Source organism: Algoriphagus machipongonensis, from assembly GCF_000166275.1.
Classification (GTDB): Bacteria; Bacteroidota; Bacteroidia; order Cytophagales; family Cyclobacteriaceae; genus Algoriphagus; species Algoriphagus machipongonensis.
In genome coordinates, this window is sequence record NZ_CM001023.1 from 686,416 (window position 1) to 700,468 (window position 14,053).

At 39.6% G+C, this 14,053-nt stretch carries 12 protein-coding genes; 2 read left to right on the forward strand and 10 right to left on the reverse strand.

From position 1 onward, the window contains the following. Nucleotides 1-67 precede the first annotated feature (67 nt). A complete protein-coding gene (locus tag ALPR1_RS02830; RefSeq protein ID WP_008198279.1) occupies nucleotides 68-2,917 on the reverse strand; it encodes a TonB-dependent receptor in 2,850 nt (949 codons plus the stop codon). Nucleotides 2,918-3,038: 121 nt separating this feature from the next. Continuing rightward, a complete protein-coding gene (ytxJ, locus tag ALPR1_RS02835; RefSeq protein ID WP_008198280.1) occupies nucleotides 3,039-3,377 on the reverse strand; it encodes a bacillithiol system redox-active protein YtxJ in 339 nt (112 codons plus the stop codon). Nucleotides 3,378-3,449: 72 nt separating this feature from the next. Here ytxJ and ALPR1_RS02840 point away from each other — a divergent pair, with 72 nt between their 5' ends. Then, nucleotides 3,450-4,847 carry a DUF4403 family protein gene (locus ALPR1_RS02840; RefSeq protein ID WP_040302494.1) on the forward strand — a complete coding sequence of 466 codons (1,398 nt, stop codon included), beginning with the start codon at nucleotides 3,450-3,452 and terminating at the stop codon, nucleotides 4,845-4,847. 25 nt (nucleotides 4,848-4,872) lie between these two features. Here the strand turns inward: ALPR1_RS02840 and ALPR1_RS02845 are convergent, their stop codons facing one another. Next, nucleotides 4,873-5,544 (reverse strand): 3'-5' exonuclease, encoded by a 672-nt coding sequence (locus ALPR1_RS02845; protein ID WP_008198282.1) that lies wholly within the window; start codon nucleotides 5,542-5,544, stop codon nucleotides 4,873-4,875. After that, complete coding sequence (locus tag ALPR1_RS02850) at nucleotides 5,541-7,487, reverse strand: DUF294 nucleotidyltransferase-like domain-containing protein (RefSeq protein ID WP_008198283.1); 1,947 nt, start codon at nucleotides 7,485-7,487, stop codon at nucleotides 5,541-5,543. Before ALPR1_RS02850 ends, ALPR1_RS02845 begins: the two co-directional genes overlap by 4 nt. Nucleotides 7,488-7,594: 107 nt before the next feature. Between ALPR1_RS02850 and ALPR1_RS02855 the strand changes: the two genes are divergently transcribed. Next, nucleotides 7,595-7,768 (forward strand): hypothetical protein, encoded by a 174-nt coding sequence (locus ALPR1_RS02855; RefSeq protein ID WP_153231760.1) that lies wholly within the window; start codon nucleotides 7,595-7,597, stop codon nucleotides 7,766-7,768. Nucleotides 7,769-7,893: 125 nt separating this feature from the next. On the opposite strand, the gene acs is transcribed toward ALPR1_RS02855, so the two are convergent. From acs to ALPR1_RS02880, 6 genes are all read right to left on the reverse strand, one after another. Continuing rightward, nucleotides 7,894-9,786: an acetate--CoA ligase gene (gene acs / locus ALPR1_RS02860; protein ID WP_008198284.1), complete on the reverse strand. Its 1,893-nt coding sequence runs from the start codon at nucleotides 9,784-9,786 to the stop codon at nucleotides 7,894-7,896. A 52-nt stretch (nucleotides 9,787-9,838) separates the two neighbouring features. Beyond that, on the reverse strand, nucleotides 9,839-11,524 hold the full coding sequence (locus ALPR1_RS02865; protein WP_008198285.1) for a sodium:solute symporter family protein: 1,686 nt from the start codon (nucleotides 11,522-11,524) through the stop codon (nucleotides 9,839-9,841). Between the two features lie 27 nt (nucleotides 11,525-11,551). Continuing rightward, nucleotides 11,552-11,815 (reverse strand): DUF4212 domain-containing protein, encoded by a 264-nt coding sequence (locus ALPR1_RS02870; protein ID WP_008198287.1) that lies wholly within the window; start codon nucleotides 11,813-11,815, stop codon nucleotides 11,552-11,554. Nucleotides 11,816-11,995: 180 nt separating this feature from the next. Then, nucleotides 11,996-12,439 carry a ZIP family transporter gene (locus ALPR1_RS21055; protein ID WP_316929466.1) on the reverse strand — a complete coding sequence of 148 codons (444 nt, stop codon included), beginning with the start codon at nucleotides 12,437-12,439 and terminating at the stop codon, nucleotides 11,996-11,998. Between the two features lie 56 nt (nucleotides 12,440-12,495). Further along, the gene (locus ALPR1_RS21060; RefSeq protein ID WP_316929467.1) at nucleotides 12,496-12,747 is read right to left on the reverse strand and encodes a hypothetical protein; all 252 of its coding nucleotides are present in this window, start codon (nucleotides 12,745-12,747) and stop codon (nucleotides 12,496-12,498) included. A 119-nt stretch (nucleotides 12,748-12,866) separates the two neighbouring features. Next, nucleotides 12,867-13,931 carry an FAD:protein FMN transferase gene (locus tag ALPR1_RS02880; protein ID WP_008198289.1) on the reverse strand — a complete coding sequence of 355 codons (1,065 nt, stop codon included), beginning with the start codon at nucleotides 13,929-13,931 and terminating at the stop codon, nucleotides 12,867-12,869. Nucleotides 13,932-14,053 lie beyond the last annotated feature (122 nt).

Sequence of the window (14,053 nt, forward strand, 5' to 3'; positions counted from 1 at the left end):
CTGAAAATTTCCAGTCGGCTTAAAATCGTATGATCTCGTAATCTTAAATCCTATTTGGTAATTCTTTTTACCAAGTTCTACCGCCTCGTCTTGGTCCTCCCCAAGGTCTATCTCCACCATTATTTTCAGGTTGTTTAAAATTACCTATGATGTAAGTGAAGGTCAGCAATCCATATCTTGTCAAAACATTGGTATAAACATCCGTAACAGCCACATCAGAAATTGTTCTCTGAATGCTGTTATTCTGATTTAACAAATCGAAGATGACGACTTTCAATTCAGCTTTATTGTTTTTGGCAAAGCGGTAACCTGCTTCAATATTCCATAACCAAACGGATTGATCAAACCCTTCAGAAAGTCCACTATACAGGGAGTTGTTGATGTTATTACCCACAAATAACTTCCCATCATTTGGAGAATAGTAAAGGCGTAGATTTGATTCTTGGATATAATAGTTTTGATCTAAATTTTCCTGAAGACTTGAGTTGACAATGGTGTAAGTACCCGTTGTGCTAATGGTGAAATCAAAGTCCTTACTGATATTACTTGTCAGGGTAAGTCCTTGGCTTAAATCGATGTTGTCATTTAAGTTTCTCTCTCCATTAATCAAACCTGGATTACGAGTAAAACCAAGCCTAGTATTGAAGTTGATTTTTGACTTGATTTTTTGAATCGGTGTGCCATAACTCATAAACAAGCGCGTGTTGAAATTTCCATCCAAATTCACTGGCATCCTGATTTGTCCACCTTTTCTCAGTAATACATCCCCATTGATCAAAGTATCTTGTTCCGCTATAAAAGTGCTACTACCGATGTAATTATTGGTGCTAGAATAGTTGAGGAACATAAAGAAAGAACGATTCTTCTCCATGTTGAATTTACCGATGTTGGCAAAGATGCTATTCTGAAAACTTTGGCTCAAAGTAGGGTTACCAACACTAAGGTTTAGAGGGTTTTGGTTGTTTACCACATTCTGTAATTGGCTTACAGAAGGTTCATCTGTATTGGTACGGTAGCGAATTCGGAAATTCATTCCTGTTTCACGGTTTCTGAAACTCACATGAGCACTTGGTAGGATGTTATTAAAGTCTCTATTAAAAACACCTGGGTTTGGGAAAGTAGCCTCATTGTCCAATCTGGCGTTTTGATAATCCAAGTTGACGTTAAAGTTCCAACCTTCGTTATTATAAGCGTATCCGGTACGAAGTCTTTGAGTGATAAATTTGTTTTCAAAAACATTACTTAATGCAGTGTCCAAGACGGGTTGCATTTCTTCGTTAAATACTCGTGTTCTCTGGTCAGAATCAGTTTTGTTATTTCCAATTTGGTAACCTACCGTACCAATAGATTTTTCTCCCAAAGGTTCTGTCCACGTCATGTTGACACGATAATTAAAGCCTTTTGATAACACGTCGGTTTCTTGCAAGGTTGTGTCTACTGCGTTTCTATCATAGTCTACACTTGCTGCCAACAGTTCGGAATATTGGTCATTATTATTCCAATTGGTAAAGATGTCCGTAGAAAATGTTCTTCCCTTTTTGTCAAACTTATATCGGTAAGTGATGTTGTTTGAGATATTGTATGAATTGTTTTCTGCATCCGTAATTGATCTTAGTGCAGATAGGGAATCGCCTGCATTATTAGAGGTGAAGGCATCTCGATCACTAAAGGTCTTCCGGGTAGAGAAAGAAATATTTGGGGTGATGATCAGAGAGTTTTTATCATTTAAGTCTGCTTCAATTCTCGCATTTGCTCTGTGGTTGTAATTTTCCACGGTATTGACCAAGTTCTCTTGATAATACTGAGTCAGACTTTCGTTGATGACAGTTTCACGATTGGTGATTTGTCTCAAGGAGTTATTGGAGTTATTGAAGAAATAACTTCCGGTTAAATTTACTTTGGAACCCAGCTTGTCACTATAGTTCAAACCAATCGCGTTGGTGGTAATCGTTCCAATATCATTGCCACCGTAGAAGCTTCCGCCTCCACCTCCCCAGCCGCCACGACCACGTCCTCTTCCTCCAGAAGCGTTGGCATTTACACCTGCTAGGTCTTCGCTTGAAAAGTTTTGCTGATTGACATTATTGAATAGACCTAAAATAGAAACTCTTCGGTCTCCATTAAATAGGTTCACACTTCCTCCAGCCGAATATCTATCGTCTGTTCCATATCCTCCGTAGACTCTACCAAACTTTCCGTTTTTACGGTCTTCTCTCAGGATGATATTAATGGTTTTGGTATAGGTTCCATCATCAAAACCCGTTAATCGGCTTTGGTCAGACTTCTGATCAAGAACTTCTACACGGTCAATCGCATCTGCGGGGAGATTTCGAAGAGCGATATTCGGATCCGAACCGAAAAATTCTCTTCCATCTACTAATATCTTTTGAACGGCTTCGCCTTGGGCTTGAACTTCTCCATTAGCGATGGTTACTCCCGGTAATTTTCTTACCAGGTCTTCAGCCATTCCATTTTCTTTTGTTTTAAAAGCTGAGGCATTGAAAGAGGTAGTATCTCCTCTCATTTCTCCTACCGGAGATTGGCCTTCAATAATCACTTCTCCTAAAGTCTGGGTATCTTCTTTTAACACTAAGGTTCCCAAATCAGATGGGTCTCTTAGGTTGTGAGTTTTGGTAATCGTTTCATAACCGATGAATTTAATCTCAATCTTTACTTGTGGAATGTCAGGTCGGTTTACTTCAAATTTTCCTTGAGCGTCAGTCACTCCTCCTACCAACAAAGAATCGGTCACGGTTTTAATTAGGATGTTTGCACCATTCATTGGCGTTTGAGTACTGCCATCCATGACAGTTCCGCGAAGCTTGATCTGGTTTTGTCCCTGAGTACGTTGCCCATACGCTTCAAAAACTAGAAACAGGCATGAAACAATAAAAATGGTCTTGTATAGGTTTCTCATAATTGCGTAAATCTATCTCTTTGACCTAGATACTTGGTCAATGGTTTACTGCAGATGAGAAGAAAAATTAGAGTGGAAAAACAAAGGGATAAAAGGCAAAAAAATCATTTAAACTTCCATGCTATTTTAAGTGCTCCATGATCTCGGAATAAGAAATTCCATAATGGCTGTTGTCATAAACAGCTTTTCCATTTTTAACCAAAATGACTTGAGGAGATTCATGAGGAATTCCAAAATCAATACTCACCTGATCTGAAAGTTGACGATTGGCAATTAAATCCAAAAAGTAAGGTGCTACTTGTTGATTATCTTCATCCTTCCAATTCCGCTGAAGCCTATTTAAAGACATGCTGCTCAAGGAACAGCGGGTACTATGTTTATAAATTAACACAGGGGTTTCTTCGCTCAATTGCTTGATCGCATCTATTTGACCTTCTTCTGTAAGTTTATTCCAATTCATTGATCACAATTTATAACTGGGCAATATTTTTGGGGAGAATAAAGTTCCCTGATTTAATATGAATTTTATCGCATGAAAATACAATCCAAAAAGCTTCCATACCAAATTCTTCAATTTATGTTTTTAGGAGGATTGCTTCTTTCTTCCTGTAAGTCTTTCAATCCTCATCAAATTCCAGATTCTCCGCTTCCCCCTCCGGCATATTCCAGTGTTAATGTGCCTGTATCCATACCTCAACAATCTCTCAATAAAATCTTAAACCAAGTCATCCCTGCAGTTATCATTGATGATGAAAATCTGGATATGGGAAATTTAGAGGGAGAGTTAAAGTTGAACAGAAATGGAATGGCTTCTTATACAACGTTAGATAGCCAGAGGATGCAACTTACCCTTCCCCTGAAAATCGAAGGAGAGTTAGGTTTAAAGAAAAAAGGCTTAGGTAACTTGATTCAAACTCGAATTCCTCTGGATGAAACTGTTTCTCCTGTATTTATTATCAACCCAACCATCAATCCTGATTGGTCAATCTCTGTCCAGGATTTTGAACTTGTGGATCTTGGAGGGGAGCTTTCCCTGGATGTCTTTGGGATGAAAGTAGATTTATCGGGCTTATTAGAGAAAGAAATAAATAAATGGGGAGAGGAAAACCTAAATTCAAACTCTTCCATATTTTCTTTAAAGTCATTTATAGACCTCGCTTGGAATCAAGTAGGAAGACCATTTACCATCAATTGGGAAGAAGAAAAATCAGCATTTTCTATTCAGCCGGATTCCCTGAAACTCAAAGAATACTTTGGAGCCAATCAGGATTTGAATTTATGGCTTGGGCTAAATGGTAAAGTCAATACCCACCCAGGAGACGCTGCGCCAAGCAGGGCATTTCCATTGCCTGAATTGTCCGAAAACAGTGATTCTGAAAATCACCTGGAAATTACTCTGCCTTGGACGATTTCTTATGAACAACTAGATGAACTTCTGGGTGAAAATTTTAATGGAAAGCAGATCAGAGTTGATAAGAAAACCATGATGACGCCAAGTAACCTGAAGAGTTATGCCTACGGAGAATTTCTAGGCATCTCAATGGATTTCTTTGCTACCCAGACCAATGGGAAAAGTTTGGAGGGTAAGATCTATGTGATCGGAAAACCTGCTTATGATGCAGTGAATGAGACTCTTTATTTTGAGGACATTAATTTCAAAATGGAAAGCGGAAACTTTGGAGCTCAAACAAGCGTGGGTTTGAAGAAGCGAAAAATCATCAAAAACATAGAAAAAAGGGCTGTTTTTCCTATTGGTGAAACCTTAGTGGAAAGTCTTGTGACAATTGAGGATAGGCTGTCACTGAAAACAGGAATTGCCAACTTAGAAATAGAGGGTCTGGAAGTAAGTCCAGAGGATTTCTTCCCTTCCAAAAATGGATTGACAGTTCATATGAAGGCCAAAGGGAATGTAACAATTGACTGGAAATAATTAATATCCTTCGGAAGTGAGGTAGTTATTTTCTAAGGGTACCCCAGTTCATGATCCCTTTTTTTTGAGCAGCTTTTAATAATTTTAGCAACAGGTTCGCCGTAAGAAATGCATCACCTCCTGCGGTATGCCTGTCATCCGTTTTGATGTCATATCGCTGACAAAGGCTGTCAAGAGAATAGTCTTTAAAATCAATATAATTCCGGTCAGCCATGAGACCATGGTCTAGTCGAATCGCTAAGCTCATGGTATCAATACATTTGTTTTGAATTTTATCCAGCCCAAAAGGCTTCAAGGCCTTTTCCAACATCTCTAAATCAAATCCCAAGTGGTGCCCCACCAGGATATTGTTTTCAAAGTATTCCAGTACCCGCTTAGCAAACTGTTCTAGCGGAACTGCTTCTTCATTTCCGATGAGCCCATGAACAGGAATTGTTTTAAAATCTTTTTTTGAGGACTTTAAATACCACTCTACACCCGTAGAAATTTGGATCATTTGATCTTCAATTTTTACAGCTCCAAAAGATAAGATATGATCTACTGATGGGTTTAGACCTGTAGTCTCTGTGTCCAAGACCACAAATGACAGCTGGTCCAAACTTCGGATTTCAGGGATGCTGACATTGACCTTTGTAAGGTAATCCTTGACGAAGGGTTGCTGATTTGGGGTCTTATTGTCAAAGGGCCACCAACTCATTTTGAAAAGTAATCTAGTTGAAATCTGATTTTCACTAACTCCTGAAGCTCAGAAAGGGGGGAGAAGGTGGTTTTTAATATTTGTTTTTGGAGCTTCCCGAGCTTTTCCGGGTCGATAAAGCGCCCATTATTTTCATTTTGAAAACCTTCCAAAGCCCTCATTCTCATTAATATCTCATAAGCTTTTCCTGCCTGAATAAAAAGTTCTCTGTTGTTAGGTTCCAATTCGGCGAGTTTCTCAAATCGCTTAAAAGTATTGTTGATTTTCACGACTCCATGGCCTAAAATTAACAGTCTTGCCAAATCAGCTAAAGGCATCATTGCCCGACCTTTGATGTCAAATTGGTTTCTGTGTTCCCCGGATTTTTCAACCATAAATCCTTTAAAGAATCCCAAAGGTGCTGGATTTAAGTAGGCGTTTTTTGCCAGAAAGTTTAGGAAAAAATGCTTCTTTTCAACTTCCTCGTAAATATGATCTGTCAGTTTTTCAGCCAGTAACTTCGTCCCTGTGATAGGTCGAAAATCAAAGAAGATAGCAGACTTTAATAGCGCCTCTTCATTAGGTCTTAAGATCCATTCTGAGAATAATTTCTTCCACTCGGTCAAGGGTTGAACCCATAAAGGATTTGTTGCCATGATTTTTCCAGGACAGGGGGAAAAACCAGCATTCAGTAAAACCTCTACTATCTCAGTTCCGATTTTCAAGAAGTACTCCGATGCTTTCTTTTCCAATTCAAGGGGTACATCCTCATACAGTAAGGCATTATCCTGATCTGTTCTAAGTAATTGCTCCTCTCTTCCTTCACTTCCTAATGCCAATATGCAGTACTTGGTATCTTTAAATTCTGGATAAAGGGCTGCATATTTTTTTTCGGCTATGACCCTTGCTTGCCCAATGATTACATCATTGATCTCAGTCACAACCGAAGCGATAAAATCCATAGCCACTTCATTTTCCAAATAGTACCGAAGCATTTGTTCAGCTCTATCTCTGATGTGTCTAATCTCTTTTAAATCTAGGGTATTTAGCAAACCATGAATTAACACAGCGGGGCTATTTCCCATAGATAACAGCACATCGTGGTCAGAAATAATTCCTGATACTGGACTGTTGACGCTTCCATCTTCTGTTAGAATCAGATGATGTAGGCGATTTTTGATCATAGATAGGTACAAATCCGCAAATGCTTCTCCACGCTTTTTTACGATCAAGGAATTGCTCATGATTTCACTGGCTTTTGAGCTGAGAGGCAAAGCTTCGGTAACGACTTTTTTACGCAGATCTTTATCCGTTATAATTCCAAGCGGATGCTTTTGCGTATCTACAATAACGATACTGCTCACATCTGCTTTAGTCATTGCAGATGCTACTTCTTGTATGGTCAGATTTTTATGCCCAGTCAGTACATTTTCAGAAATGCTTATAACTGAAGGGTCTGAAAAAATCAATAGGGAGTGATCTTGGGGATTGCCCCGAAATATTCCTCGGGCCTTCTGAGTTTGGGAGAGATCCTGCCGGACGACCACTTGTCCACTAGCGAATCCCGCAGCAAAAAACAGAGCTACGCGGCTATTTTGCTCCATTATCGATTCAAAGATCGACACCGGAATATAGTAGAGAAGGCTGTCTTCTCCAGCTCGGGCATTTAGCACATAGGGTCTTTTTCCCAATAAAGCCAATACACCAAAGACATCTCCCTGATCACAATATTCAACGATTTCTTCTCCTGATTCACCGTTTTCGGTTAGTTCAATGGCACCGTCTTTGACAATAAAGAAATGTGGCTGAGCCGGATCTCCTTGATGAAATAAGGTCTCTCCTTTTTCTAAAAATTGGATGCTGACATTCCTTGCTACGGTTTCTAGATCTTCTATTCCTAAGAATGAAAATGGAGGGAAACTCCTTAAAAATTCCGCAACTCGGTGGATGATAACATTGGCCATATTCGAAATATACTAATTCAAATCACTGATTTTTAAGAGTCTGCCAAAATGGCAATAAAAATTTGTGGTACGGAAATTGGCAAAATAAAATTTTAGTGATCTGTAAAATGAGAATAATTCATCAGGTAGTTAGGTATTTTCGAAGGTTAACTTGGGCCTTGATTGTGGCTTTTATGGTTGGAGTTCATAATTTCTACAAACAAGAAATGGACTCTCCAGACACTATCAAAACATCGATAGAAGTTGATGCCACTGAAGAGGATTCTAGACCAAAAGTTTAATCAGAGGTTGTCCTGAAAATCCCCAATAAGTAAAATGAGCGTCCTTCGTTAGAAAGACGCTCATTTGAAGTAAAGCCCAATTCAATTGATTATTAAACGGGCTTATATTCTTATAGCTTCCTTAATTATTTTCTGCCATCAATAATTTTCTCCACTACATCTGGGTCCAGTAGGGTACTGGTATCACCCATATTATCTAGGTTGTTTTCAGCTACTTTTCTTAATATTCTACGCATGATTTTACCCGATCTTGTTTTTGGTAAACCAGGAACGAGCTGGATTTTATCAGGCTTAGCAATAGGGCCAATAATTTTAGAAACCATTTCCTTGATTTCATTTACCAGATTATCCTCAGTTCTATTGGTTAAATCACAGATGACATAGGCATAAATTCCTTGTCCTTTGACATCATGAGGGTAGCCGACCACGGCAGATTCAATGACTTTTGGATGTTCGTTGATTGCATTTTCTACTTCCGCAGTTCCCATTCTATGCCCAGAGACATTGATTACATCATCTACTCTTCCGAGGATTCTATAATATCCATCATGATCTCTCTTGACTCCATCTCCTGTAAAGTACATTCCTTTGTAAGTGGAGAAATAGGTCTGCTTACATCTATCATGATCCCCATAAGTGGTTCTGATCATAGATGGCCAAGGAAACTTGATACATAGGTTTCCTTCTACAGAGTTTCCGGTTAGTTCATTTCCTTCTGGGTCTACAATGCAAAGTTGAACGCCAGGCAAGGGAAGTGTTGCATAGGCAGGCTTCGTTGGTGTGATTCCAGCAATAGGAGAGACCATGATTCCCCCTGTTTCTGTTTGCCACCAAGTATCCACTATTGGGCATTTATTTTTACCTATGTGAGTATGATACCAATGCCAAGCTTCTTCATTGATTGGCTCACCAACGGAACCGAGTACCTTCAAGGAGCTTAAATCATACTTTTCAATTTCTACTGTTCCATATGCTTGCAATGCTCTAATTGCAGTCGGAGCAGTATAAAATTGGTTCACTTTATATTTTTCTACGATAGCCCAAAACCTCCCGCAATCCGGGAAAGTGGGAACACCCTCAAACATTATTGTTGTAGCTCCTGCCAATAATGGACCATAAACGATGTAGGAGTGACCCGTGATCCAGCCCACATCCGCTGTACACCAATACACATCTCCAGGAGAGTATTGAAATACATTTTCGAAGGAGTATTTGGAATAAACCATATATCCTCCTGTGGTGTGTACTACTCCTTTTGGTTTTCCTGTAGAGCCTGAGGTATATAGAATAAATAGCATGTCTTCGCTATCCATTTCTTCTGCTGGGCAGTCCTTTGATTCATCTGCCACGACATCGTGCCACCAATAATCTCTTCCATCCTGCATGGTGACATCTTGATGAGTCCTTTGGTAAACGATGACAGTTTCCACAGAGCTTTTTGTCAAAGCTTCATCAACTACGGCTTTGACTGCTATTTTTTTGCTGCCTCTGAAGTTTCCATCGGAAGTTAAAACTGCCTTTGCTTCGCAATCATTGATTCGATCTGCCAAGGCATTACTTGAAAATCCTGCAAAGACTACTGAATGGATGGCGCCAATTCTCGCACATGCCAACATAGCTACAGCTGCCTCCGGCACCATAGGCATGTAAATAATGACCTTGTCACCTTTGCCGATTCCTTTGCTTTTTAGGGCGTTGGAAAATCGAGAGACTTCCTCAAATAATTCACGATAGGTCAATGTCCTACCAGCTTCATTTGGATCATTAGGCTCCCAGATAATGGCAGGCCGGTCTCCAATAGTAAAAAGATATCTCTCAAAAATATTTTCGGTGATATTCAATTTTCCATTTAAGAACCATTTGACATCTGGTCCTTCAAAATTCCACTTTAACGTTTTGTCCCACCGTTTTCGCCAATGGAATGAATCAGCAATTCTTGCCCAAAATTCTTCTGGCTGCGCGACACTTTTTTGGTACTCGTGTAGGTACCCGCTAAGGGTATGTATTCTATCACTCATGATACTGTTGGGTTATCGATAATCTAATTTTTACTGTTGCACTAAGTTACAATTAATGATCTACTGCTTTTCCTGCTCCTCTTGGAATTCGAATTTCTTGAATCATATCCTGAACGTCCTGTGGAGGTGCTGGTGTTACTCTTGAAACGAGCACACAGACCACGAAGTTGATCAACATCCCGATGGAGCCAATCCCTTCTGGAGAAACCCCAAACCACCAATGGTCACTCGTATTAAATTCGGGAGAGATGAATTTAAAATAAATGATGTAAGCAAGGGTGAATATTAATCCCGAAAGCATTCCTGCGATTGCCCCCTCTTTATTTATTCTGGAAGAGAAAATTCCCATGATAATTACCGGGAAGAAAGAGGCTGCTGCCAGCCCAAAAGCGAAAGCCACTACCTGAGCGACAAATCCTGGAGGGTTGACACCAAAATATCCTGCTAATACAACTGCTCCAGCAGCAGCGATTCTTGCTATTCTTAGTTCTTTTTTCTCTGAAATTTCTGGTCGGAAGGTTTTAAATAAGTCTCTGGATACTGAAGTAGAAATAACCAAGAGTAAACCCGCTGCCGTGGAAAGTGCAGCAGCCATCGCACCTGCAGCAACAAGTCCTACCACCCAATTGGGTAACTCGGCAATCTCTGGACTCGCCAAAACCATGATATCACGATCGATGCTTAGCTCATTGGCATCAGAATCTGCTACATATTGGACTTTTCCGTCTCCATTTTTATCGTCTACTGAAATCAAGTTGGTTTTTTGCCAGGTAGAAACCCATGCAGGGAGTTCTGATATGTTTTTTTCTGAGGTGCTTTCTATCGTGTTGAATATCCCAAAGGCTGCAATGGCAGGAGCCGTAGTATAGAGGATGGCAATAAAAACCAAAGCATAGCCTGCTGATAATCTTGCATCTTTAACTCTGGGTACGGTGAAAAATCTCACAATCACATGGGGTAAACCGGCAGTTCCAACCATTAAGGCCAAAGTGATCATAAACATGTCAGTAATGCTTTTTCTACCGGAGGTATAAGCCGCGAATCCAAGTTCGGTCAATACTCCATCTAATTTGTCCAAAAGCGGTGTTCCATCAGCAACAGCCCCTCCTAAACCTAATTGAGGGATTGGATTACCCGTTAGCTGCATGGAAACGAAGATTGCCGGAACCATGTAAGCAAAAATCAATACACAATACTGCGCTACTTGGGTATAAGTAATTCCTTTCATGCCTCCTAAAACCGCATAGAAAAACACGATACACATTCCTATCACCACTCCCCATTCGATAGGAACTTCCAAGTATCTAGAAAATACGATGCCGACACCACGCATTTGCCCTGCCACATAAGTGAATGAGATAAATAAGGCACAAATGACAGCCACCACCTTTGCAGTTTTGGAGTAGTATCTATCTCCGACGAAATCAGGGACGGTAAATTTCCCGAATTTTCTTAGGTAAGGAGCCAAAAGGAGTGCAAGGAGTACATATCCTCCAGTCCATCCCATCAAGTAAACTGAGCCATCATAACCTGCGAAGGAAATGATCCCGGCCATGGAGATAAAAGAGGCTGCAGACATCCAGTCAGCAGCGGTAGCCATTCCATTGGCAAGAGGGGAAACTCCGCCCCCTGCAACATAAAATTCTTTGGTGGAGCCTGCTCTTGACCAGATAGCTATACCTATATATAGGGCAAAAGATAATCCTACGAGAAGATAAGTCCAGGTTAAAATTTCCATTAATTCAGGTGATTTTGGGTGATTGATTTATTCCTCGTCGACGTCAAATTCTTTATCTAGCTTATTCATGCGATAGACATAAATAAAAATTAAAACAACAAAAGCATAGATAGAGCCCTGTTGGGCAAACCAGAAACCTAACTTGTACCCTCCTAATCTGATCGTATTGAGTTCTTCAACCAATAATATTCCAAAACCAAAGGAAACAACAAACCATACTAACAGTAAAAAAAACAGAGTTTTGAGATTCTTTTTCCAGTAGGCTTTCATTTTGCCCGGATCCTGCGCCATGCTATTTGGGGTTTGTTTATTAATCAGTACTAAAAGTAATGGGAGATAATGCCTAAAAGCAACTCCTTTTCCATGAATTAATAAAAAATTAAGGTAATTACAGCACATTACCTGATATTATTCCGAATGCTTAAAAAATCCCCAAATATTTCCGAGCCTGTATCTGGGAAATCGAACGCTTTAGAAGAAAAATTCTGATAATATAGCCAAGCCTGCAGCAAGAAAGCTGACGATTAATTTGTTCCAATTAAATTTATGGTGTGGGCTGCTTTCAAAGAAGATCGTAGTGGAGATATGCAAGAAGCCTCCTGCCACTAAACCAAATAACATTCCGGCACCTTGGGTTTCCAAGAAACCATTTTGGAATAAATAGGCACTGGAAAACATTCCTAATGGGGATGCCAAAGCAAAAAGAGTCAGCAAGATCAAGGACCATTTCTTGGATAAAGTACTGCTCAATACTGCTGCCAATGCAAATGCAGCTGGACCTTTATGCATGATGACACCAAAAAGTACGGTTTTGCTATTATGTACATGGCCTAAAGCTTCAGAGCTGTTACCAATCAAGCTGCCATGAGATAAAAGAGTGCCTTCCAAGAATGCATGAATAAACAATCCAAGCATAATAGTAAACACTCCAGTCGAAGACTCTTTGTGGTGATGATGGATATGCCCATGCTCTACACCGCTGGATAAAACTCAAGTAATTGCTGAAGTAGAAATCCTATTAAGATAAAAAGACCCATTTTACCTCCCTCAAATCCACTATGGAAAAGCTCAGGTAAAATGTGTAAAATGGTAATTGAAAACAGGTAAGATCCTGCAAAAACGAGCACCAGTTTAAAGTACTTATCCCGAAATTTAGGAGCTACAAAAACCAAAGAACCAGCGCCTAAGGCAGTAAGGAATAAAAGAAGGAAATTTAAGGCCATGAATTAATTTGGATCCCCTTTAAATGGAAACTCGTTGTATAACCGTGGCAAAGGTAATAAAATTCAATAATGTTGCATTTATGTTTTGAAACTCTAGCAAAATCTTGATTGTAAAGGCTTTATTCTTGAACAAAAGAAAGGTAAGGCTTTAGCTCCTCACTCGCATAAGTTTTATAATCCCCCTTCTCATCGCTATAAATTAGGAAAACCTTAATTTCATCCAAAGCGGAGTCCAAAGCAATCGCTTTATCTGTTCCCATAACCATTAAAGCAGTAGCATAGGCATCTGCCGTCATGCAGTCATTTGCCACCACAGTCGCGCTTAATAAGTTCTGGGCCACAGGGTACCCTGTCTTTGGGTTGATGGTATGAGAAATTTTCACTGAATCTCTCACATAAAAGTTCCTGTAATTTCCTGAAGTTGCCATTCCCTGATCCTGCAGTGCGATGATACTATAAAGATCCGCAGAGTTTGCAGATTCTTCGGGTCTATTGACTCCCACTTTCCATAATTCACCACTTTCATTAAGCCCTCTAGCAACAAGCTCTCCACCGATTTCAATCAAGTAATTGTCAATTCCTTTTTGTTTCAAAAGATCTGAAACTACATCTACTCCATAACCTTTGGCAATCGAACTAAAATCCAGATAAATCCCCTGAACTTTTTTTCTAACCTGGTTGGCATCAAAATCTATTTTTTCAAAACCCACAAGCTTCAATAAGTTTTGAATATCTACGCTGTCTTTGAGTTCAGGTCCAGTGGGGCCAAATCCCCAGATATTGACAAGTGGACCTACAGTTGGATCAAAAGCTCCTGAAGTTTTGGTGAAAATATCTTTACTGGCATTCAAGACTTCAGGAAAATAAGGAAGTTCAAAGTCTAAAGTGTCTGAATTATTAAATCGAGATAATTCAGAATCTTCTATATAAGTGGATAAGCTTTGGTTAAAAACGACCAAAACAGAATCAATTGAAGGTTGGAAATCCCTACCTTCTTCATCTAAATAGGTAATGTTATAAGTCGTGCCCATCGTTTTTCCGGATAGGGTAATCTTTCCGGAGGACTGAGGTTCTCTACTTTCTTCAGTCTCACTATTATTTTGATTCCTCCAAGTATAGACCAGGAGTACCATCGCCAGTAAGACAAGAGAATAAATAATGTTTTTTCGAGTATTTTGACGCATACCAATCTGAATTTCGCTGCGAAGTTAAGAGTTATTTCCTAGTTTCAGGAGTTTTACTGATGGATCAAAATTCCCAATTCCCGCATGGGTATTTTTTTATCTTTGTAGGTGTAAGCAATTGG

Coding starts and splice junctions, on each gene's coding strand:
- ALPR1_RS02830 (WP_008198279.1), bottom strand. CDS start 2,917: ATGAGAAACCTATACAAGACCATTTTTATTGTTTCATGCCTGTTTCTA.
- ytxJ (WP_008198280.1), bottom strand. CDS start 3,377: ATGAATTGGAATAAACTTACAGAAGAAGGTCAAATAGATGCGATCAAG.
- ALPR1_RS02840 (WP_040302494.1), top strand. CDS start 3,450: ATGAAAATACAATCCAAAAAGCTTCCATACCAAATTCTTCAATTTATG.
- ALPR1_RS02845 (WP_008198282.1), bottom strand. CDS start 5,544: ATGAGTTGGTGGCCCTTTGACAATAAGACCCCAAATCAGCAACCCTTC.
- ALPR1_RS02850 (WP_008198283.1), bottom strand. CDS start 7,487: ATGGCCAATGTTATCATCCACCGAGTTGCGGAATTTTTAAGGAGTTTC.
- ALPR1_RS02855 (WP_153231760.1), top strand. CDS start 7,595: ATGAGAATAATTCATCAGGTAGTTAGGTATTTTCGAAGGTTAACTTGG.
- acs (WP_008198284.1), bottom strand. CDS start 9,786: ATGAGTGATAGAATACATACCCTTAGCGGGTACCTACACGAGTACCAA.
- ALPR1_RS02865 (WP_008198285.1), bottom strand. CDS start 11,524: ATGGAAATTTTAACCTGGACTTATCTTCTCGTAGGATTATCTTTTGCC.
- ALPR1_RS02870 (WP_008198287.1), bottom strand. CDS start 11,815: ATGGCGCAGGATCCGGGCAAAATGAAAGCCTACTGGAAAAAGAATCTC.
- ALPR1_RS21055 (WP_316929466.1), bottom strand. CDS start 12,439: ATGCTTGGATTGTTTATTCATGCATTCTTGGAAGGCACTCTTTTATCT.
- ALPR1_RS21060 (WP_316929467.1), bottom strand. CDS start 12,747: ATGGCCTTAAATTTCCTTCTTTTATTCCTTACTGCCTTAGGCGCTGGT.
- ALPR1_RS02880 (WP_008198289.1), bottom strand. CDS start 13,931: ATGCGTCAAAATACTCGAAAAAACATTATTTATTCTCTTGTCTTACTG.